This is a genomic window from Caulobacter sp. LARHSG274 (assembly GCF_052871235.1).
This window is the reverse complement of record NZ_JBIXJO010000002.1, coordinates 550,779-572,058: the sequence shown is the minus strand read 5'-3', so window position 1 is coordinate 572,058 and position 21,280 is coordinate 550,779. Positions and strand designations below refer to the sequence as shown.

Here is a 21,280-nt window from a genome sequence, read left to right as displayed (position 1 = left end):
TCTAGCCGGCCTTCTTGGCGGCGGCCGGACCGGCGCCGGCCAGCGGCACAGCCGCGGCCTGGCCGCTCGGCGCCGCGCCGCCGGCGGCCGGCGCGGCTTCGGTCAGGGCGGCCCGGCCCTTGGCGATGGCCTCGCTCGACATCCGGTTGGCCAGCCGCTCGGTCAGGATCTTGGCGTCGTTCGGCGACATGTTGGCCAGGATCATGCTCAGCGTCCGCTCCTTCATCTTGGCGGCGATCGGCAGGCGCACGCTGTCGTCGAGCACGCTCATGCGGGCGGCGGCGTCCTTGGGCTTCATGGCCGAATAGACCAGCACCATGCGCTGGGCCTCGGCGTCCTTCTGGGCGTCGGCCTGGCCCAGCAGGCCCTGGATCTCGCCCTTCATGCCGTTCAGCGCCTTCATCTTGGCGTCGAGCTTGGCCTCGGCGGCGGCCAGCAACTGCAGCTGGACGTCGATGTCCTGCTCGCGCTGGTCCAGCTGGCCGCGACGCTGGCCCAGGCTCTGCAGCACGCGCAGCTCGGCGGGCGACAGGCCGGCCTCTCGGGCGAGGTCGGTGGACGACGGGGCGCAGACGCGCGGCGGCGGCGCGCTGGCCGCGGCGTCCTTGCCGGCGTCGGCGGCCGAGGCGGCCTTCTCGCCGGCCTTGGCGTCCGACTTGGCGGCGCCCTCGGCGAAGGCCTTGGCCCCGCTCAGCAGGCCGGGCAGCGACTTGGCGCCGGCCAGGGCGTTGAGCGCCAGCACGCCGACCACGGCGACCCCGACGATGGGCAGGATGCGCGGAACAGTCTTCATCGGCGGCCTCTGAAGGTCGAGCCGGGGCGCGGCGGATCTTCCGGGCCCTCGAACAGGTCATCATCGATCCGCGCCCGTGAACGCGGGGTTTCTTTCGGCGCTGGGGCGCGCGGCGAGGGCGGAGCCGGCGGCGCGTTGCGCGGCAGGCGGGCCTCGCGCTCCAGCAGCTTCTCGAAGTCTTCGGCCCGCAGGCGGCGGGCGGTTTCGGCGGGGCGCTCCGGCTCGGGGGCCAAGCGTTCGGAGGCGGGGCGTTCGACCGGCGGACGCGGCGCCGGCCGCTCCAGCGTCTTGGCCGGCGGCGGGGTGACCATCGGCCGGTCCAGGCGCTCGTCGAGCTGGGCGGCCAGCGCCTTGGCCTGGTTGATGCGGTCAGCCAGGGTGTCGGCGGCCTCGTCGGTGGCGGCGCGCAGGTCGGCCAGGCCCTGCTCGGCCCGCATGGCGGCGCGGTCGAGGTCGGCCACGGCCTTGGCGAAGCCCTCGTGGCTGTCGCGCAGGGCCTTCAGCCGCCGCTCCAGCCGCATGCCGAGCGCCAGGGCGACCAGCAGCAGGATCGCCAGCAGACCGTTGAGGGCGATGGCCGTCATGCTCATTTCAGCTTCTGAACCGCCTTCTTGGCCGCCATGGTCAGGGGCGCGTCGGCGCGCACGGCGATCGAGTGGTTGCGGCGGCCCATCCGGCCCCGGGTCAGCGGGATCGAGCCGGCGCGCAGCTCCACCGGGCTGTCGGGCGTGGCGTTGAGCATCAGGGTGTCGCCGACCTGCAGGTTCAGCACCTTGGAGAGCGGCAGCTGCTGCTCGTCGAGCACGGCGCGCACCTCCATCTGGGTGGTCCAGAGCTCGGTGGCCAAGTGGCCTTCCCAGATGTTGTCGCGGCCGAACTTCTCGCCCATGAACTGCTGCAGCAGCATCTTGCGGATCGGTTCGAGGGTCGCATAGGGCAGCAGAAGCTCGATTCGACCGCCGCGGTCTTCCATGTCGATCCGAAGCTTCACAAGAATCGCGGCGTTGGCCGGCCGGGCGATGGCGGCGAAGCGCGGATTGGTCTCCAGGCGGTCGAGGGTGAAGCTGACCGGATGCAGCGGCTCGAAGGCGGCCTTGGCGTCGTGCAGCACCACCTCGACCATCCGCTGCACCAGCACCCGCTCGATGGTGGTGTAGGGCCGGCCCTCGATGCGCATGGCCGCGGTGCCGCGACGGCCGCCCAGCAGCACGTCGACGATCGAATAGATCAGGTTGGAGTCGACCGTCAGCAGGCCGTAATTGTCCAACTCCTCGGCCCGGAACACCGCCAGGATGGCCGGCAGCGGGATCGAGTTCAGATAGTCGCCGAAGCGGATCGAGCTGATGTTGTCGAGGCTGACCTCGACGTTGTCGCTCGTGAAGTTGCGCAAGCTGGTCGTCATCAACCGCACCAGGCGGTCGAAGACGATTTCCAGCATCGGCAGGCGCTCGTACGAGACCAGGGCCGAATTGATGATCGCGCGGATGCCGGTGCGGTCGTCATTGCCGTCGCCGGACATGTCGAAGCCCAGCAGGCTGTCGATCTCGTCCTGGTTTAGGATGCGCTCGGCGCCCATGCCGTCGCCGCCGCCGTCGTCCCAGCCGCCCATGCCGCCGCTGAAGTCGCCGAACTGGTTGTCGCCGACGCCGGGCTCCGGCGGGTTTTCCGAGGCCCACTGGGCCATCGCGGCCTGATCGTCTATTTCTTCCGCCATGCTTGGTTCGCCTTCAAGCAGGCCCTTGCGGGCCTAGTTGATCAGCATCTCCTCGATCAGCACCGCATTCACCTTCGAGGGCGCGGCGACAAGGTTTACACGACGCAGCAGCTCGGCGCGCAGCTGGTAGCTGCCCTGGCTGCCGTTGAGGTCTTCGGGGCGCAGTTCGCGCAGGAAGGTCTGGAACATGTCCTGCAGCCGCGGGAGGTTCGGGGTCAGGGCCTCGGCCGTGTCCTCGTCGGGCAGCTCGAAGGTCAGCTTCAGCTTCAGGAAGGTCGAGCGGCCGTCGGCCGCCTGCATGTTCACCACGATGTCGGGCAGGGTGTAGAACACCACCCCGTCGGGGCCTTCCTTGATCACCGGAGCGCCGGCCGCCGCAGCGCCGTCCTTGCCCTCGCCGTGACCGCCCTTCTCGTCCTTCTTTTCCTTTTTCTTCGGCTTTTCGTGGCCCTTTTCGGCGTGCGCCTCGGGCTTGGGCTTCAGCAGCAGGAACGCGCTGACGCCGCCGCCGATCACCAGGACGCCGGCGGCCGCCGCGATCAGGATGATCATCGGCGGCTTCTTCTTGGCGGGAGCTTCGCCCTCGGCGGCGCCCTCTTCGCCTTCGGGGGCGGGGGCTTCCTTGGGGGGTTTGTTGGCCACGCGCGCGGTTCCTTGGAATCTACCGGTCTACTCATGCGCGGGCATGGTTAACGATCCCTTTTGAAGGCCATTTCGCCGCAGGCTGAATCTGCCCGGCAGACTCCGCCGCCGAGTGCGCGTTAACCTTTCTTTTCGTTGAAATTGCTTGGCTTTTCGAGTTGGCACGAGGGTTGCTTGCCAGAGTGCGGCGCATTTGTCGCGCCAGCCGTTTCGGTAACCGCCATGGACAACGCGCTGTATGTAGGACTTTCGCGGCAGATGACCCTGCGCCGCGAACTCGACATCGTGGCCAACAACATCGCCAACGCCAACACGACCGGCTTCAAGGTCGAGCAGCTGATGGTGCGCACCGAGCCGGCCAAGCCGGCCCGGACCGTGGGCGGCTCCTATCCCGTCAAGTTCGTGCTCGACGACGGCGTGGCCCGCGACTTCAGCCAGGGCGCGCTGAACCAGACCGGCGGCGATTTCGACCTGGCCATCGAGGGCCAGGGCTTCTTCAAGGTCTCGACCGCCAGCGGCGAGCGCTACACCCGCGACGGCCGCTTCACCATGAGCCCCGAGGGCAAGCTGGTCACCCAGAACGGCGCGCCGGTGCTGGACGACGGCGGCGGCGAGATCCTGATCGACCCGCTGAAGGGCGCGGTGACCATCGCCCGCGACGGCTCGGTCAGCCAGGGCGCCGAGCGCGTCGGCAAGATCGGCGTCGTGCGCATGGCCGACCTGGCCTCGCTGCGCAAGGACGGCGACAACCTCTATCGCAACGTCTCCAACGACACCCCCCAGCCGGCCACGGACGCCATCGTCCACCAGGGCATGCTGGAAGCCTCCAACGTCCAGTCCATCCAGCAGATCACCAAGCTGATCGAAGTGAACCGCGCCTACGAGAGCGTGGCCAAGATGATGGATCAAACCACCGAACTTTCCCGGTCCGCCGTCGAGCGGATGGGCAAGGTCCAGTAAGGGATAACTGAAGATGCAAGCGCTCCGCACCGCCGCGACCGGCATGTCGGCCCAACAGCTGAACGTCGAGGTCATCTCCAACAACATCGCCAACATGAACACCGTCGGCTTCAAGCGCGGACGGGCCGAGTTCCAGGACCTGATCTACCAGACCATCGAGCGGGCCGGCGCCCAGTCGTCCAGCGACGGCAACATCGTGCCCACCGGGGTCCAGGTCGGCGGCGGCGTCAAGGCCGGCTCGGTCTATCGGATCCACGAGCAGGGTACGCCGACGATGACCAACAACGAGTTCGACGTGGCCATCCAGGGCAAGGGCTTCCTGCAGATCCTGCTGCCCTCGGGCGAGACCGCCTACACCCGGGCCGGCAACTTCTCGACCAACGACCAGGGCCAGTTGGTCACCGAGGACGGCTACACCGTCCAGCCCGGCATCACCATTCCGCAGAACGCCGTGGCCACCACGATCAGCAAGACCGGCCTGGTGCAGGTGACCATGGACGGCCAGACCACGCCCCAGACGGTCGGCCAGCTGGAACTGGCCAACTTCATGAACGAGGGCGGCCTCGAGGCGGTCGGCGACAACATGTACATGGAGACCGCCGCCTCGGGCCCGGCCAACATCGCCGCCCCCGGCCAGCCGGGCTTCGGCACCCTGCTGCAGAACTACACCGAGGCCAGCAACGTCGACTCGGTCAGCGAGATCACCGCCCTGATCGTCGCCCAGCGCGCCTACGAGATGAACTCCAAGGTCATCACAACGGCCGACCAGATGCTCCAGACCACCTCGAACCTGAGGTCGTAAGCGGATGAAAGCCCTGGCTCTTTCCCTCGCCGCCCTGCTGGTCGCCACGCCCGCCCTGGCCGGCCAGGCCGTGTCCCTGCGGTCGGACACCACCGACGGCGACGGCCGCATCACCCTGGGCGAGCTGTTCGACGGCGCCGGCGCGGCCTCGGACGTGGTCATCGGCCTGCGGGTCGGTCCCAGCGCGGTACTCGACGCCGCCCAGGTGCAGGTCGCCGCCCGCCGCGCCGGCCTGGACTGGTCCAACCCCAACGGCGTGCGCCGGATCATCGTCCGCGGCGGTTCGGACAGCGCCCTGGCGGGCGCCCAGCCCGGCGCCCTCCGCGGCAATGTGGAAGTTCTTGCCTACGCCCGCAGCCTGGCGGCCGGCGAGATCGTCCAGCCCGAGGACCTGGTGTGGATCAAGGCCGCCGCCGGCCCCGCCGACGCCCCCAACGACGCCGACGCCCTGATCGGCATGAGCGCCAAGCGCCCGCTGCGCCAGGGTTCGGCCGCCAGCCTGCGCGACGTCTCCACCCCGCAGGTGATCAAGGCGGGCGATATTGTCGCAGTCACCTACGAGGACGCCGGCGTGGCGCTCACTTTGCAAGGGAAAGCCATGGCGGCGGGGGCGGTCGGCGAAAGCCTGATGGTCCAGAACACCGCCAGCAAGAAGATCATCGAGACCGTGGTCACCGGGCCCGGCTCGACCGCCGTCGGCCCGCAGGCGATGCGCCTGAAGGCCTCCCGCAACACCCTGCGCTACGCCGCGCGCTGACAAGGTTCCATCCGATGCGCCCCGCCCTCGCCGCCCTCCTGCTGCTCGCTCCGCTCGCCGCCTGCTCGACCGTCGCCGAGGCCGTCAAGGGTCCGGAACTGGCCCCCGTCGGCTATCCGGCCCAGTTGGCGCCGATGACCCAGCAGATCATCGCTCCGCGCGAAACCCCGGCCGCCTCGTCCAACTCGCTGTGGCGGGTGGGGGCGCGGGCCTTCTTCAACGACCAGCGGGCCAGCAAGGTCGGCGACATCCTGACCGTCAATATCGACATCGACGACAGCGCCACGACCAAGAACCAGACCAATTCGTCGCGCGCCTCCAACGGCTCGCTGGGCGTGCCCAACTTCCTGGGCCTGGAATCCAGCCTGGGCAAGGTCCTGCCCGGCGGCTTCGATCCGGCCAACATGGTCAGCACCAAGTCGGGCTTCTCCAACGCCGGGGCCGGCGCGATCACCCGCTCGGAAAAGATCAGCCTGACCATCGCCGCGGTGGTGTCGGGCGTGCTGCCCAACGGCAACCTAGTGATTCAAGGCACCCAGGAGGTGCGCACCAACAGCGAACTGCGGCAGCTGACGGTGGCCGGCATCGTGCGGCCCGAGGACATCTCCTCGGCCAACACCATCAAGCACACCCAGATCGCCGAGGCGCGCATCAGCTACGGCGGCCGCGGCGACCTCAGCCGCGTCCAGAAGACCCCGGCCGGCCAGTCGCTGGTCGAGAAGTTCTCGCCGTTCTGACCGCCAGGACACGGACCGCCTGCCAGACGGCTTGAACGGGCGAACGCGCGGGGCCAAGTTACCCTGCGTCACAGCGTTCGCCCGGACCGAGCCGGGCTGTCGATCGGAGCTGTCCCCATGAGCACCGCGCGCGTCTTCGCCGGCCTGTCCGGCGCCGTCCTGCTGGCGGCCGCCCTGCCCCATGCCGCCCAGGCGCAGGCGGCGGGCGCCCAGGCCTTCAGCGGTCCAATGGGCGTGGCCGGGCGCTGGGCCATCGACCTGCCGCGCTCGAAGTTCAATACCGCCCTGACCGGCCCGCCGCCGCTGAGCGGCGAACTCGACGTCACCATCGATGACGGCAAGGCCCTGGCCTGGACCCTGGTCGAGGAGGACGAGTCCGGCGTCGCCGCCCTGCAGTTCGCCCACGCCACCCTCGACGGTGCCCCGACCAAGGCGGTGGTCAATCTCAACCGGGTGACCATCAGCGTCGAACGCGTCGGCCCCAGCATGGTGACCGTGACCACCCACGGCGAGGCCGGCTCGCGCCATCAGTCGATGAAGGTGACCCGCACCGACCCCGACACCCTGCTGGTCGAGCAGGACATCGACGGCCGTCCCGGTCCGCCGGACCAGACGCTGATCCTGACACGCGTGAAGGGACGCTAGCTGCGCCTTGCTCGCAGGCGATTTGTCAGGCCAATTGTCAGGTGCGTGGCCGTAGCGTCCTGACCAGGCTTGCTCTACCCTAGCGTTATTCGGCGATGTGCGCCGAGCGGGAAAGTTCCATGACCACTTCGACCGCCGAAACCCGTAAGCTCTACCAGCAGGTCGCCAGCGCGATCGCCGAATCGATCCGCGAGGGCGCCTACCAGCCCGGCCATCGCCTGCCCTCCGAGCGCGACCTGGCCGAGGATTACAAGGTCAGCCGGCCCACCGTGCGCGAGGCGATGATCGCCCTGGAGATCCGCGGCCTGGTCGAGGCCCGCCACGGCTCGGGCGTCTATGTCACCGAGGCCGCGCCGGCCGAGGTTCCCGCCCCCGAGCTCGACATCGGCGCCTTCGAGCTGACCGAGGCCCGCCGCCTGATCGAGGGCGAGTCCTGCGCCCTGGCCGCCACCACCATCACCGACCAGGAACTGATCGACCTGGAAAAGATCCTCGACGACATGGTCGAGGAGAACGAGAACGACGTGCGCGGCGACCTGGCCGACCGCCGGTTCCATGTCACCATCGCCCGCGCCACCCGCAACAGCGCCCTGGTCACCGTCATCGAGAATCTCTGGGACCTGCGCTACAAGTCGCCCCTGTGCCGGGCGATGCTGGAGCGGGCCCGGCAGGTCGGCGTGCGGCCGCTGATCCACGACCACCAGGAAATCCTGACCGCCCTGCAGGCCCGCGACCCCAAGGCGGCCCGCAACGCCATGCGCGAGCACCTGGGCCGGGTGATCGACAACCTGCTGACCGCCACCGAGATCGACGCCATGCAGCAGGCGCGCAGCGAGGTGGCGGCCCGCCGCAGCGAACTGGCACGACGCTCGCAGATCTGAGCATTTCTGGCCGCGGCGGGCGGCCCGACGCATCCCAGGCCCGCGCCTGTTCGTTGAAGGGCGTGAAGGAAGGTCATGGCGCAAACCGTCAACATCGTCTGCCCGCACTGCGACGCCACCAATCGCCTGCCGGCGGCGCGCGATGCGCGGGCGGCCAAGTGCGGCCGCTGCGCCAGGCCGCTGTTCGAGGGCCAGCCGGTCGACCTGACCACCGCCCGCTTCCGCAAGCACCTGGCCGCCAGCCAGGTGCCGATCGTCGCCGACTTCTGGGCCGCCTGGTGCGGCCCCTGCCGCGCCGTCGCCCCGGTGTTCGCCAAGGCCGCCGCCGAGCTGGAGCCGCGCGCCCGGTTCGTGAAGATCGATGTCGACGCCGAACCGGCTCTCGCCCAGGCCTATGGCGTGCGGGGCATCCCGGCCCTGTTCCTGTTCAAGGACGGCAAGGTCGCCGCCAACCAGGCCGGCCTGCCCGACCCGGGGTTCTTCCGCCGCTGGCTGGACGAACACGCGCCGGCCTAGCTGTCCCGGACCCCGGCAGGCCGTGCCGCGTTTTACTTCGGACGCAACGGCGTGACGGAAGATCGCGATGTCCAGATTGAGCCGTGTCCTGCTGATCCTGGCCCCCGCGGCCCTGGCGCTGTCGGCCTGCGGCGGCGGCCCGGCCTTGCCGCCCGAGCAGGGCTATGGTCCAAACCCCACGCTCCCCGCCGCCCAGAAACAGCTGCTGCCGGTGATGAAGATCGCCCCCGCCGTCGGCTGGGCCGAGGGGCAGACGCCCGAAGCCGCGCCCGGCTTCGTCGCCACCGCCCTGGTCCGCGACCTGGAGCATCCGCGCTGGCTCTATGTGCTGCCCAACGGCGACCTGCTGGTCGCCGAGACCAACGCCCCGCCCAAGCCGGAGGACGGCAAGGGCATCCGCGGCTTCTTCCAGAAGATGCTGATGAAGCGGGCCGGGGCGACGCCGCCCTCGGCCAACCGCATCACCCTGGTGCGCGACGCCGACCACGACGGCACGCCCGAGGTCCGCACCACCTTCCTGTCGGGCCTGAACTCGCCGTTCGGCATGGCCCTGGTCGGCGACACCTTCTATGTCGCCGACAGCGACGCCCTGCTGGCCTTTCCCTACCAGGCCGGCCAGACCCGGATCACCGCCCCGCCGCGCAAGGTCGCCGACCTGCCGGCGGGGCCGATCAACCACCATTGGACCAAGAACGTCATCGCCAGTCCGGACGGGTCCAGGCTCTATGTCACCGTCGGCTCCAACAGCAATGTCGGCGAGAACGGCGTGGCGGCCGAGGAACGCCGGGCCGCCATCCTGGAGGTCAATCCCGCCACCGGGGCCAGCCGCGTCTTCGCCTCGGGCCTGCGCAACCCCAACGGCATGGGCTGGCAGCCGCAGAGCGGCGCCCTGTGGGCGGCAGTCAACGAGCGCGACGAGATCGGCAACGACCTGGTCCCCGACTACATGACCGCGGTCAAGGACGGCGGCTTCTATGGCTGGCCCTACAGCTATTACGGCCAGATCGTCGACACCCGGGTCAAGCCGCAGCGGCCGGACCTGGTGGCGCGGGCCATCAAGCCCGACTACGCCCTGGGGGCCCACACCGCCTCGCTGGGCCTGACCTTCTACGACGCCGACGCCTTTCCGGCCCGCTATCGCGGCGGGGCCTTCATCGGCCAGCACGGCTCGTGGAACCGCAAGCCGCTTAACGGCTACAGGGTGGCCTTCGTGCCCTTCGCCGGCGGCCGCCCCGCCGGTCCGGCCGAAGACTTCCTGACCGGCTTCGTCAACGCCAAGGGCGAGGCCCTGGGCCGGCCGGTGGGCGTGACCGTCGACAAGGCCGGGGCCTTGCTGGTCGCCGACGATGTCGGCAACGTGGTCTGGCGGGTGACGGCCAACCGCGCGCCGCCGGCGGCCGGGGCGAAATAATTTTCCGCCTTCGCTGTGGGTTGGGCGACGGTGCGCGTCATGCACCGTGAGACAAGCTTCGAAACCCCTTGGGCGGAACCCGTGCGGCCAGCCATCGAGCCAGATCTGAACGGGCTGAACCGGCGCTATCGGCCGGCGCTGATGGCGTTCTTCATGCGTCGCGCCGCCAGCCACAGCGACGCCGAGGACATGACCCAGGAGCTGTTCGCCAAGCTGGCCACAGCCCAATCTGGTCCAGCGGGGGCCAGTCCGATGGACAATCCCGACGCCTACATCTTCCAGATGGCAGCCAACCTGCTGCGCGACCGCGGCCGGCGCGAAAAGGTGCGGGCCAATTACCGCGCCAGCCTCGACACCGGCTCGGTCGACCTCGAGCCCCTCGATCCGGCCCGGGTGCTGCTGGGCCGCGAGAGCCTGGGCGAGGCGGCCGACGCCCTGCGCGAACTGCCCGAGCGCACGCGGGCGATCTTTCTCCTGTTCCGCCTGGAGGGCATGAAGCAAGCTGAGCTGGCCGCCCTCTACGGCGTCTCCATCAGCGCGGTGCAGAAGCACATTCTCAAGGCCATGACCCACCTGACCCGACGCTTGAGGGCCGGCGAATGACCGCCTCGTCATCCCAGGCCCATCTGGACGCCGCCCGCGAACAGGCGGCGCTGTGGTGCGTGCGGCTGGCCGACGGCGACCTGACCGCGGCCGAGCAGGCGGCGCTGCAGGCCTGGTTCGAGGCCGACGAGGCCCATCGCGGCCTGCTGGACCTGGCGGTCGAGGCCTGGCGCGCGGTCGAGGAGCAGGCCGCCCATCCCGGCATGATCGCCCTGCGCGGCGAGGCGCTGGAGGACCTGCGCCGCGCCCAACGCCAAAGGTGGCGGCGACCGGGTCGCCGGCCGGCCGTCTGGGCCGCCCTGGCCGCCTGCCTGGTGGCGGCGGTCGCCGGCGGCCTCGCCTGGCGCGCCGCCCAGCCGGACGTCTATCGCACCACCGAGGGCGAACGACGCATCGTCGAGCTGGCCGACGGCTCACGCGCCTCGCTCGACAGCGCCACGGTGCTGAAGGTGAAGTACGAGAGCGGTCGCCGCCGCCTGTGGCTCGACCGCGGCCGGGCCAAGTTCTCGGTCGCCAAGGATCCGCTGCGTCCGTTCTCGGTGGCGGCTGGCGGCAAGCTGGTGGTCGCCACCGGCACGGTGTTCAGCGTCGAGCGCCTGACCGGCCAGATGCGCGTGGTGCTGTACGAAGGCCACGTGGCGGTGCTGGACGACAAGACCGGCCGCGACGACGCGCCCCGCCCGGTCCGGATCGGCGCCGTGCCGGCCGAGAAGCTGCTGACCCCCGATCACGAGCTGGTCACCTCGGCCTCGTCCGACGCCACGGTGGTCAGCCCCACCGACCCGGCCCGCGCCAGGTCGTGGGAGAACGGCCAGCTGGTGTTCCAGGACGAGCCGATGGACCTGGCCGTCGAGCGGGTGAACCGCTACGCCCGCGACAAGCTGCGGATCGGCGATCCCGGCGTCGGCCGGCTGCGGATCAGCGGGGTGTTCACCTCGGGCGACACCAACGCCTTCGTCGACGGCGTCACGGCCGTCCTGCCCATCCACGCGGTTGCGACGGGCGGCGTCACCGTGCTCAAAATCGATCGCGGACAAAAAAATTCGGCGCCGGCCGGTGTGTCTTCGACGAGCTGAGGCGTCTCACCTCCAAAGCGCCGCAATGCACGTCGGCGCGTAAGGGAGGGAAGACCATGCGCAGATCCTTCGACCGCCGCCTCGCCTGGGGCTCCACCGCCGCCGCGGCGCTGATGCTCCTGGCCGCCCCCGCGGCCGTCCACGCCCAGCAGCAGCGGGCGACCTACAGCTTCGACATTCCGGCCCAGGACCTGAGCAGCGCCCTGCGCGCCTTCGGCCAGGCCTCGGGCCAGCAGCTGGCCTTCGACGAGGCCACGGTGCGCGGCAAGCGCGCCCCGGCCCTGACCGGCGCCTACACCGCCGACGCCGGCCTCAAGCGCCTGCTGAACGGCACGGGCCTGACGGCCCAGTCCACCGCCAGCGGCGTCTACGCCATCCGCGCCAAGACCCTGCTGGTCGCCACCAGCGCCCAGGTCGAGGCCGCCCCGGCCGCCGCCGTCGAGCCGCAGCCCGAGACGCCCTCCGAGGTCGAGGAGGTGATCGTGGTCGGCACCCCCGGCGGCAAGGGCATCGACAAGCTGAGCGCCAGCTTCGCGGTCACCACCGTCAACGCCGACGACATCACCAAGGCCTCGCCCAAGAGCACCGCCGAGCTGCTGACCCTGGTGCCCGGCGTCTGGGTCGAGACCTCGGGCGGCGTGGCCGGGGCCAATGTCTTCGTGCGCGGCTTCCCCGCCACGGGCGACGCCGAGTTCCTGACCATCCAGTTGCAGGGCGCGCCGATCTATCCGCCCTCGACCCTGTCGTTCCTGGAGAACAGCTCGATCTTCCGGGTCGACGAGACCATCTCGCGGATGGAGGCCCTGCGCGGCGGCCCCAACCCGATCTTCTCCAACGGCCAGCCGGGCCTGACCACCAACTTCCAGCTCAAGGACGGCGGCGAGGAGACCCACGGCCTGGTCAAGGCCTCGACCTCGGACTACGGCCTGCGCCGCATCGACGGGGTGCTGAGCGGCAAGCTGTCGGAAGACCTCTACTACATGGTCGGCGGTTATGCGGCCCGTTCGCACGGGGTGCGCGACACCCAGTTCGACAACGAGGACGGCCAGCAGTTCACCGTCAACATCACCAAGCGGATGGAGCACGGCAAGTTCAACCTCTATGGCCGCTTCACCGACGACCACGGGGCCTGGTACCTGCCGTTCGCGGTCAATGTGCCCGGCATCGACAAGGGCGAATACACCCAGCTGGGCGAGGCCAGCCGCTTCCAGACCCTGCAGGTCCACGCCAACGGCGCCACCCGCAGCTTCGACCTGGCCGACGGCCGCGGATGGAAAGGCTATGTGGTCGGCGGCAGCTTCGAGCATGAGTTCGGCGAGGGCTGGACCCTGCGCGACCGCTTCAGCGTCACCAAGGGCGACGCCGACACCTACGGCCTGGTGCCGGACGGCGGGGCGGTGACAGTCTCGGCCCTCAACGCCGTGGTTCCCGGCGCGATCACCACCCGCGGCGGCGCGACCCTGGGCGCCAACGACTATGTGCAGAGCTGGGGCGCCTGGATCGTCGAGAAGCAGATCAAGGCGATCACCAACGACTTCAGCGTCTCCAAGACCCTCGGCGCCCACGCCCTTTCGGCCGGCTACTACGCCTCCAGCTTCTCGTCGGACGACTTCTGGACGATCGGCAATTTCGAGGCCATGCAGGTCAAGGCCAATGGCGACTACCTGAACGGCGTCACCTGCGCCCAGATCCAGGCGGCCGGCAGCGGCGGCAGCTGCTTCAAGTTCGGCCTGACCTCGGCCGGCGACGGGCGGGTCGACGCCCTCTACCTGGCCGATTCCTGGCAGGTCTTCGAGCCGCTGCGCATCGACCTGGGCGTGCGCCGCGAGCGCTTCAAGACCGACTATGTGGTCGACGACGGCCCCGGCTTCCCCGACGGCCTGGCCCCGCGCACCACCGACTACAGCAACAGCAAAACCAGCTACACGGTCGGGGTGAACTACGACATCAACGCCAGCTCGGGCGTGTTCGGCCGCTATTCGCGCGGCTACAAGTTCCCCAGTTTCGACAACTTCCGCGAAGGCCTGACCGACACCCTCAGCGTCGACCAGTACGAACTGGGCTACAAGCTGCGCAGCGGGCCGTTCGAGCTCTACGCCACCGGCTTCGCCAACGAGTTCAAGGGCGCCAAGTTCGCCGACGTCGGCGGCGTCCAGGAGAGCAACAGCAACAAGGCCCACGGCCTGGAGCTGGACGGCCGCTGGCGCTCGGACTTCGGCCTGTCCCTGGCCCTGAACGGCACCTTCCAGAAGACCGAGATCACCAAGTCCAGCATCCCCGGCAACAAGGGCAACAGCGCCCAGCGCCAGCCCGACTGGATGATCCGCTTCACCCCCAGCTACGACGTGACCCTGGGTTCGGTGAAGTCGACCTTCTACGGCACGGTCAGCGCGGTCGACGACCGCTATGCCGACAACGCCAACACCCAGGTGCTGAAGGGCTACACCAAGGTCGACCTGGGGGCGATCTTCGACGTCTCCGACTTCACGGTCCAGGTCTCGGCCGACAACCTCACCGACAGCCACGGCCTGACCGAGGGCGACCCGCGCTCGACCAGCGGCGCCAACGCCCGGCCGATCTTCGGCCGCTCGTTCAAGCTCAGCGTCGGCTACAACTTCTGACCGGTTCCCTCCCCAACGGATCGGGTTCTCGCGGACCCGATCCGTCCTTTTTGCCGTTTGAACCTGGAACGTTTTTCAACCGCCGGGATGAGCGGAAAATTGGAGGCTCTTTCGTGAAGCACCGCACCCTCCTCGCCTCCATCGCCTGGCTCGCTCTCGCCTCGCCGACCTTCGCCCAGGTCCAGACCGCCGCCCAAGTCCCCTCCCCCGCCGACACCTATGGCGAGCTGTTCCACCAGGTGCAGATGCGCAAGCTGTTCCCGGACGGCAAGACCTTCGTCGACGCGACGCCCAGGCGCCCGCCGGCCCAGATCCTGGCCGCCTACCGGGCCCATGCGACCTTCACCGACGCCGAGCTGAAGCGCTTCGTGCGGGCCAATTTCGCGGTGCCCGAAAGCGCTCCGCCGCCGCCGCCGACCAAGAACCGCACGACGCTGAAGGCCCACATCGCCGCCCTGTGGCCGGTGCTGACGCGGCCGCCCGTCAAGGCCGTCGACGGCGGCTCGGCCCTGCCGCTGGACAAGCCGTTCGTCGTGCCCGGCGGGCGTTTCCGCGAGATGTACTACTGGGACAGCTATTTCACGATGCTGGGCCTGGCCGCTGACGGCCGCCAGGACGCCGTCGAGAACATGGTCGACGACTTCGGCGGGTTGATCGACCGCTACGGCCACATCCCCAACGGCACGCGCAGCTACTATCTCAGCCGCTCGCAGCCGCCGTTCTATTTCGCCATGGTCGGCTTGGCGGACAAGACCGACAAGGCCCGGTTCAAGGCCCGGGTCGACCTGATGCGCCGCGAGCACGCCTTCTGGATGGACGGCGAAAAGACCGTCAAGCCGGGCCAGGCCTGGCGTCGGGTCGTCGCCCTGCCGGACGGCGCAATTCTCAACCGCTACGCCGACGACCGCTCCACGCCGCGCGACGAGTCCTATCGCGAAGACGTGCTGACCGCCCGCGAGGTCGCCAATCGCCCGGCCGGCGACGTCTTCCGCGATCTGCGCTCGGGGGCCGAGAGCGGCTGGGACTACAGCTCGCGCTGGCTGGCCGACGGCAAGACCTTGAAGACCGTCCAGGTCACGGCGATCGTCCCGGTCGACCTCAACAGCCTGCTCTACGGCCTGGAGACGGCGATCGCCGCCGGCTGCGCCGACCTGGCCGACCAGCCCTGCGTCGACGATTTCACCGGCCGGGCCAAGGCGCGGCGGGCGGCGATCGACGCCTATCTGTGGGACGCCCCGCGCGGCCTCTATCTCGACTACCAGTGGCGCGACCGGACGCGACTGGACCATCCCAGCGCCGCGATGCTCTATCCACTGTTCGCCGGGGCGGCGAGCCCGAACCAGGCCAAGGCCGTGGCGGCGGGCGCCCGGGCCCTGCTGCTGGCCCCCGGCGGCCTGCGCACCACCACCGTCTCCACCGGCCAGCAATGGGACGACCCCAACGGCTGGGCCCCGCTGCAATGGGTGGCGATCTCCGGCCTGCGCCGCTATGGCGAGGACGCCCTGGCCAGGGACATCGGCGAACGCTGGCTCAAGACCGTGGCCCGCGAATACCAGGCCAGCGGCAAGATGCTGGAGAAGTACGACGTCGAGGAGGCCAAGGCCGGCGGCGGCGGCGAATATCCGCTGCAGGACGGCTTCGGCTGGACCAACGGCGTGACCCGGGTGCTGCTGGATCTCTATCCGCAGGCGGCGCAGTAGAAGCTCGGCTGGCTTTCCACGAACTTTGGCGCCATATCCGGCCGGGTTCGAGAATAGCCGTTCGAGGGTCGCCTGTTGGTCAAGAAGCGTTTCGCCCGTCCGGCCGATCCGCGCGACTTCATCCAGGCGAACCTGCGCATCGCCCCGGTCCCGTCCCTGCCAGAGATCCGGCTCTACACCGCCCATCCGGGCAGCGGCCTGTCGCGGCTGCTGGACGCCGACGACGCCCCGCCGCCCTATTGGGCGCACCATTGGGCCGGAGGCGCGGTGCTGGCCCGCTACGTCCTTGACCATCCGCAAACCGTCGCCGGCCGCCGGGTTCTCGACCTCGGGACCGGGTCGGGGGTGGTCGGCATCGCCGCGGCCCTGGCCGGAGCGGCCGAGATCGTCGCGGCCGACATCGATCCCTACGCCATCGCCGCGCTCGACCTCAACGCGGCGCTGAACGGCGTGACGCTGGCCGCCCGCTGCGAGGACCTCATCGGCGGCCCGCCCCCGCCCGTCGACCTGGTCCTGGTCGGCGACCTGTTCTACGCGCCGGACCTGGCCCTGCGCGTCACCGCCTTCCTCGACCGCTGCCTGGCGGCGGGCCTGGAGGTGCTGATCGGCGATCCGGGTCGCAGCTGCCTGCCCCTCCCGCGGCTGCGGCTGCTGGCCGAGCGCCGGGTCCCCGACGTCGACCAGGTCCGCGACGGCGCCCTGGCCCTCAGCGGCGTGTTCTCGCTGCAACACAAAGGCGGCTGACGGGCGCCGGCGTCGGCGTGTCACATGGCGGCCATGGTCTGCTGGCTCTAAGAGGCCGTTTACCGCAGCTTTCCAGTCCCTGGGGATTCCATGAGCCTGTCCTTCCTCGTCGGCGCCGTCATCGGTTCGGGCGCCTTCATCCTCCTCGGCCGCGCCCCCGCCCAGAAGCTGGTCGCCGCCGTCCAGGCCCGAATCGGCAAGCCGCGCTGACCTTGGCTGGAAGCATCGCCGTCGATTGCTGAAAGTCTTCGCGCCGAAAGAGCCACCGAACACGCAAGCGTGTCGGAACGAACTCTTGACTTGAGCCTTGAATCCACATCGGCGCGCGGTTCGCACGCCTTTCGATGCCAAGGAGGCGTATATGTCTATTCTTGCCTGGATCGTACTAGGCCTGGTGGCCGGGTTCATCGCCAGCAAGTTGGTCAGCCGCAGCGGCGGCAGCCTGGTGGTGGACCTGGTGCTCGGGATCGTCGGCGCCGTGGTTGGCGGCTTTCTGTTCAACCAGTTCGGCGCCGCCGGCGTTTCCGGCCTCAACCTCTACAGCCTGCTGGTTGCCGTGGTTGGCGCGGTGGTCGTACTGGCGATCTATCACGCGTTCAGTGGTCGCCGCGCCCTATAACGCGCTTGGCGGTCGAACGTAAAAAAGCCCGGGCGTGGAAGCGCCCGGGCTTTTCGTTGGTCGAAAGCGGCTAGTGGCCGCTGGCGACCGCGTCTTCCTGGATCTCGTGGATCGGGGCGCTGCGGGCCGCGAACGAGAACCACAACACATAGAGATAGCAGACCAGCGGCACGACGAAGGCCAGCGAGCGGGCCCCGACCGGGAAGTGGGCCACGAACTGGTCGACGGTGAAGCCGTACAGGATCGAGATGAACCCGCCGCCGCAGATGGCCATGCACATCAGGCCCGAGGTCGCCGAGGCCGGGGCGGACGACCGCTCCAGGGTCAGGGTGAAGATGGTCGGGAACATGATCGAGTTGAACAGGCCGATCAGGATGGCCGCGATACCGGGGATAAAGCCGGCGGTCAGCGGGGCGACGAACTGGCCCGGCAGGGTCACCGAACCGCCGAGCGGGGTGGCCGGCATCTGGTAGGTGGCGATGACGATGCCGCACAGGGCCGCGGCGCAGGCCGCCACGATGGCCAGCATGGTCGTGGCCTTGACATAGCGCAGCAGCATCGAACCGCCGAAGCGCCCGAACATGGCGAACAGCATGAAGATCGGTCCGACGAAGCCCGCCACCTGCGACGGCACGTTGAGGATCTGCTTCTGCTCAAGGAAGAAGATCATGCCCGAGATCACGCAGACCTCGGCGCCGACATAGAGGAAGATGCCGAGCGAGCCGAGATTGGCCCACTTCGACTGCAGGGCCTTGAACGGCGACTCGGTGTGGGCGGCCATGGCCGGGGCGTGGGCGGTGATGGTGTTGCGCACCAGGAACACCGCCAGGGTGAAGACCGCCAGGATCGCGGCGATCATCAGATAGACGTGGGTGACGAAGCCCAGGCCGGCGGCCTTCATGGCGTCGGTGATGACCACGTTCTGCTCGAACAGCGGGCCCTGCAGCAGGAACTTCGCGCCGAAGATCCCGCCGACATAGGCGCCCATCGAGTTGAAGGCCTGCGACAGGTTGAGGCGGAAGTGCGACTCCTTGGGATCGCCCATCGAGGCGATCAGCGGGTTGGCCGCCACCTGCAGCAGGGTGATGCCCGAAGCGGCGACGAACAGGCCCAGCAGCACGGTGATGAAGTTATGCGAGAAGGTCGTCGACCAGGCGATCAGGCAGCCGGCGACGATGCCGATGAGGCCCAGGATGATTGACTTGGCGTAGCCGTTCTTGGCCAGATAGGCCCCGGACGGGATCGACATCACCCCATAGGCGATGAAGAACGCGAACTGGTTCAGCTGGGTCTCGAAGTCCGTGAGCGTGTAGATGACCTTCATGCTCTTGACGAGCGGGTCAATCAGATTGGTCACGAACGCCCAGATGAAAAACAGCGCCGTGACGTAGACGACGGCCAGGATCACGCCTCGCCCTCCGGACGTCTTGCCGGCCGAGCCGTTCGTCGGCGCGACTGCACCCATACCTGCCATTTGGTCTCACTCCCTGTCCGTCGTTGCGGGACGCGACATCCACCCCAACGGTGACAACGTTGTCAAGCGCAGAGGACGAAAGTCGCCTTCTCCGAACCGTCAGGGAACCGGTCGCGCGATTCGACGGCTGGGGCGAAAACTCCGACAAATCGTCGCAAATGGGAAGCCCCGATGCCGAGATCGTTGCGATCTGTGTGCCCGGCGCGGGTCCGCCGAGCGCATCGCGGGAAAAGCAGCCGCCGGTCTTCCGCCCAGAAAAAGCTGGGGAAAGCTGGGCGATTCCGTCATCGCGCGGCCGGCTCTAGGCGGCGAAGCGCCCGGGTTCGGGGACCGACGAGGCGCTCCAGACATCGTGGGCGGCGTCGCCGGCCAGGATGTTCTCGGCGGTCAAGAGGCCGCTGAGGGGGGCGTGGTCGCGCTCGCCATTGCGGTGCAGGCCGTTGCGGCCGGCCAGGTGCAGGGTGGGAAACCGGGCCTTCAGGTCCAACCGGATCACCGCCAGGTGCTCGGCGCAGGCCTCGTCCTCGATCGGCAGCACCTTGCGCTGGCGCACGACCCGGGCGTCCTGGATCGCGCCATCGTCCATCAGCCCCATGGCCGCGGCCTCGCGGCGAGCCAGGGCGATCAGGTCCTCGTCGCCGGCCGCCCACAGGCCGTCGCCCTCGAAGCAGAAATATTCCAGCCCCAGGCAGCTGAGGTCGCCGCCGGGTCCCATGCCCGGCGACCAGGCGCGGAAGTTCTGCACCCGCCCGACCTTGAGGTCGGCGTCATGGACCGCGATCGCCGTCTCGCGCAGCAGCTTCCGCGTCCGCCCGACCAGGGCGACCGTCACCTGGTCGCGGTACATCAGCTCGCCTGCGTGGATCAGGCTGGCCGGCGCCGGACTCAGGGCGGCGATCAGGTCGCGCAGCGGCGCGGTGGAGACGATATGCTCGGCGGTGTGCTGCTCGGCGACGCCGTCGGACCGGCGAACCCCGACCGTCCACTGCTGGCCGATCGCGTCGAAACGCAGGCTCTCGACCCGTCGTCCCAGCCGGATCTTGCCGCCCAGGGCCACGATGCGGGCCGCACAGGCCTCCCAGACCGCCCCCGCCCCTTCGAGCGGGTAGCGGAAGCTGGCGGTCGGCCGCGCCGTCCCGCCCCAGCCGACCGGCATGTCGTCGCAGCCCAGGCCCGACACCTTTTCGGCGAAGGGGGTGAACAGGATCGAGGACAGCCGCGCCCCGAAGCGGTTGCGGGCCTCGTCGCCGAAGGTGCGCGGCGCCTTGATCGGCCGGATCTTGGCCAGGCCGAACGAGGCCAGGCAGGCGGCGCTGCGGCGGGCGCCCAGATGGGCCAGGGTCTCCAGCGGCTTCAGCGGATAGGCGTAGAACCGGTCGTGGTGATAGATCCGCGACACCCGCGGATGTTCGACGAAGCCGTCGGGCAGCAGTTCTGACCACAGGTCGAGCACCCGGGGCGAGGCCGACTCGTAGGCCTCGCCGCTGAGGTCGATGCGGAACCCGCCGTGGGTGATGGTGCGGCTGGCGCCGCCGACCTGGTCGGGATCCATCTCCAGCACGGCGACGCTGCGGCCCGCCTTGGCCAGCACATAGGCCGCGCTCAGGCCGGCCGGCCCGGCCCCGATCACCAAGGTTTCGACGTGCTGGCCCATGGCGGCTCATCCCCGTTCGGGGACAGGGTCGCCGCAGAGGGTTAAGGTCTAGCTTCCGGCCGCCGGTCTTGGGACGCTATGTCGCGGCCGCCGGCGGCTCGAATATGAGCGATTGAAGCGGCTCCGGTTCGCCTCGATGGGCGTTATGCGCCATAAGGATCACCTGCGGGGTTTCGCCACGGACGGTATCGACGACTCACACGATCACGGGCGCTATGGTCTACGGCGGCGCTTGGCGTCGAGGCTCGGACCGTCCGCCGGACGGGGCCGTCGGCGTGCTGTTTTCGGGTTCTGGATGAAGTGAGCGATCAGGCGAACGGAAAGCAAAGGCCCAACAAGGCCAGGCCGCGGCGCCATCAGGTCGCCGCCCTGCCGTGGCGCGTCCCGGATCCGGCCGGCGGCGGCCTGGAGATCCTGCTGGTCTCCTCGCGCGAGACCCGCCGCTGGGTGATTCCCAAGGGCTGGCCGATGAAGGGCAAGACCGACCCCCAGGCCGCGGTGCAAGAGGCCTATGAGGAGGCCGGTCTCGACGGCCGCATCGTCCCCGCGCCGATCGGCGGCTACGAATATCTCAAGCGCCTGAAGAGCGGCGCCGCCCGGCTGGTGTGGGTCGACGTCTATCCGTTCGAGGTCACCGGCGAGCACGCCACCTGGCCCGAGAAGGAGCAGCGCACCCTGCGCTGGATGAGCCCGGTCGAGGCGGCGCTGGCCGTGCAGGAGCCGCAGCTGCGCGACCTGATCGCCCGCTTCGCCGGCGTCGCCCTGCCGGAGGAGGAGCGCCCGGCCCCGGTCCCGGCCCCGACCCCGGTCCGGGTCGCCGTCGAGCGCCTGCGCCGCCGGGTCACCGCCCTGTGGGGCCGCACCCGCTAGGCGGGCTTGCCCATAGGCTGGGGATAACTCGACAATCGCCGCGACCGCCCCTATGTTCTCA

21 protein-coding genes are annotated in these 21,280 nt (G+C 69.5%); 15 read left to right on the top strand and 6 right to left on the bottom strand.

Translation table 11 applies throughout. The features are described from left to right. Position 1 precedes the first annotated feature (1 nt). Genes ACIPQB_RS06990 through fliL form a run of 4 tightly spaced genes read right to left on the bottom strand, consistent with a single transcriptional unit; the run spans position 2 to position 3,149 of the window. Positions 2 to 793 carry a MotE family protein gene (locus tag ACIPQB_RS06990; protein ID WP_446484492.1) on the bottom strand — a complete coding sequence of 264 codons (792 nt, stop codon included), beginning with the start codon at positions 791 to 793 and terminating at the stop codon, positions 2 to 4. Next, positions 790 to 1,383 (bottom strand): DUF6468 domain-containing protein, encoded by a 594-nt coding sequence (locus ACIPQB_RS06985; RefSeq protein WP_446484491.1) that lies wholly within the window; start codon positions 1,381 to 1,383, stop codon positions 790 to 792. The genes ACIPQB_RS06990 and ACIPQB_RS06985 overlap by 4 nt, the downstream gene beginning before the upstream one ends. Continuing rightward, a complete protein-coding gene (gene fliM, locus ACIPQB_RS06980; RefSeq protein WP_446484490.1) occupies positions 1,380 to 2,507 on the bottom strand; it encodes a flagellar motor switch protein FliM in 1,128 nt (375 codons plus the stop codon). The genes ACIPQB_RS06985 and fliM overlap by 4 nt, the downstream gene beginning before the upstream one ends. Before the next feature lie 33 nt (positions 2,508 to 2,540). Next, positions 2,541 to 3,149, bottom strand: coding sequence for a flagellar basal body-associated protein FliL (gene fliL / locus ACIPQB_RS06975; protein ID WP_446484489.1), 609 nt, complete (start codon positions 3,147 to 3,149; stop codon positions 2,541 to 2,543). Between the two features lie 222 nt (positions 3,150 to 3,371). Here fliL and flgF point away from each other — a divergent pair, with 222 nt between their 5' ends. The 14 genes from flgF (at position 3,372) to ACIPQB_RS06905 (ending at position 17,221) form a co-directional block, all read left to right on the top strand. Further along, on the top strand, positions 3,372 to 4,109 hold the full coding sequence (gene flgF, locus ACIPQB_RS06970) for a flagellar basal-body rod protein FlgF (RefSeq protein WP_446484488.1): 738 nt from the start codon (positions 3,372 to 3,374) through the stop codon (positions 4,107 to 4,109). A 13-nt stretch (positions 4,110 to 4,122) separates the two neighbouring features. Continuing rightward, positions 4,123 to 4,911: a flagellar basal-body rod protein FlgG gene (gene flgG / locus ACIPQB_RS06965; RefSeq protein WP_446484487.1), complete on the top strand. Its 789-nt coding sequence runs from the start codon at positions 4,123 to 4,125 to the stop codon at positions 4,909 to 4,911. Positions 4,912 to 4,915: 4 nt separating this feature from the next. Continuing rightward, complete coding sequence (gene flgA / locus ACIPQB_RS06960) at positions 4,916 to 5,668, top strand: flagellar basal body P-ring formation chaperone FlgA (RefSeq protein ID WP_446484486.1); 753 nt, start codon at positions 4,916 to 4,918, stop codon at positions 5,666 to 5,668. Between the two features lie 14 nt (positions 5,669 to 5,682). Further along, complete coding sequence (gene flgH, locus ACIPQB_RS06955) at positions 5,683 to 6,405, top strand: flagellar basal body L-ring protein FlgH (RefSeq protein WP_446484485.1); 723 nt, start codon at positions 5,683 to 5,685, stop codon at positions 6,403 to 6,405. Between the two features lie 117 nt (positions 6,406 to 6,522). Then, positions 6,523 to 7,050: a hypothetical protein gene (locus tag ACIPQB_RS06950; RefSeq protein ID WP_446484484.1), complete on the top strand. Its 528-nt coding sequence runs from the start codon at positions 6,523 to 6,525 to the stop codon at positions 7,048 to 7,050. Between the two features lie 119 nt (positions 7,051 to 7,169). Beyond that, on the top strand, positions 7,170 to 7,931 hold the full coding sequence (locus ACIPQB_RS06945) for a FadR/GntR family transcriptional regulator (protein ID WP_446484483.1): 762 nt from the start codon (positions 7,170 to 7,172) through the stop codon (positions 7,929 to 7,931). Between the two features lie 75 nt (positions 7,932 to 8,006). Further along, positions 8,007 to 8,447, top strand: coding sequence for a thioredoxin TrxC (trxC, locus tag ACIPQB_RS06940; RefSeq protein ID WP_446484482.1), 441 nt, complete (start codon positions 8,007 to 8,009; stop codon positions 8,445 to 8,447). Positions 8,448 to 8,514: 67 nt separating this feature from the next. Next, positions 8,515 to 9,858, top strand: coding sequence for a PQQ-dependent sugar dehydrogenase (locus ACIPQB_RS06935; RefSeq protein ID WP_446484481.1), 1,344 nt, complete (start codon positions 8,515 to 8,517; stop codon positions 9,856 to 9,858). Between the two features lie 81 nt (positions 9,859 to 9,939). Further along, positions 9,940 to 10,461, top strand: coding sequence for an RNA polymerase sigma factor (locus ACIPQB_RS06930; protein ID WP_446484480.1), 522 nt, complete (start codon positions 9,940 to 9,942; stop codon positions 10,459 to 10,461). Then, positions 10,458 to 11,537, top strand: coding sequence for a FecR family protein (locus tag ACIPQB_RS06925; protein WP_446484479.1), 1,080 nt, complete (start codon positions 10,458 to 10,460; stop codon positions 11,535 to 11,537). Before ACIPQB_RS06930 ends, ACIPQB_RS06925 begins: the two co-directional genes overlap by 4 nt. 56 nt (positions 11,538 to 11,593) lie before the next feature. Beyond that, positions 11,594 to 14,158: a TonB-dependent receptor domain-containing protein gene (locus ACIPQB_RS06920; RefSeq protein WP_446484478.1), complete on the top strand. Its 2,565-nt coding sequence runs from the start codon at positions 11,594 to 11,596 to the stop codon at positions 14,156 to 14,158. 113 nt (positions 14,159 to 14,271) lie between these two features. Continuing rightward, the gene (gene treF / locus ACIPQB_RS06915; protein ID WP_446484477.1) at positions 14,272 to 15,858 is read left to right on the top strand and encodes an alpha,alpha-trehalase TreF; all 1,587 of its coding nucleotides are present in this window, start codon (positions 14,272 to 14,274) and stop codon (positions 15,856 to 15,858) included. A gap of 75 nt (positions 15,859 to 15,933) precedes the next feature. Continuing rightward, positions 15,934 to 16,602, top strand: coding sequence for a class I SAM-dependent methyltransferase (locus ACIPQB_RS06910; RefSeq protein WP_446484476.1), 669 nt, complete (start codon positions 15,934 to 15,936; stop codon positions 16,600 to 16,602). 361 nt (positions 16,603 to 16,963) lie between these two features. Further along, positions 16,964 to 17,221 carry a GlsB/YeaQ/YmgE family stress response membrane protein gene (locus tag ACIPQB_RS06905; protein ID WP_446484475.1) on the top strand — a complete coding sequence of 86 codons (258 nt, stop codon included), beginning with the start codon at positions 16,964 to 16,966 and terminating at the stop codon, positions 17,219 to 17,221. A gap of 70 nt (positions 17,222 to 17,291) precedes the next feature. On the opposite strand, the gene ACIPQB_RS06900 is transcribed toward ACIPQB_RS06905, so the two are convergent. Continuing rightward, a complete protein-coding gene (locus ACIPQB_RS06900; RefSeq protein WP_446484474.1) occupies positions 17,292 to 18,629 on the bottom strand; it encodes an MFS transporter in 1,338 nt (445 codons plus the stop codon). A 367-nt stretch (positions 18,630 to 18,996) separates the two neighbouring features. After that, complete coding sequence (locus ACIPQB_RS06895) at positions 18,997 to 20,349, bottom strand: FAD-dependent oxidoreductase (RefSeq protein WP_446484473.1); 1,353 nt, start codon at positions 20,347 to 20,349, stop codon at positions 18,997 to 18,999. Positions 20,350 to 20,649: 300 nt separating this feature from the next. Here ACIPQB_RS06895 and ACIPQB_RS06890 point away from each other — a divergent pair, with 300 nt between their 5' ends. Beyond that, complete coding sequence (locus ACIPQB_RS06890) at positions 20,650 to 21,219, top strand: NUDIX hydrolase (RefSeq protein ID WP_446484472.1); 570 nt, start codon at positions 20,650 to 20,652, stop codon at positions 21,217 to 21,219. Positions 21,220 to 21,280: the final 61 nt, after the last annotated feature.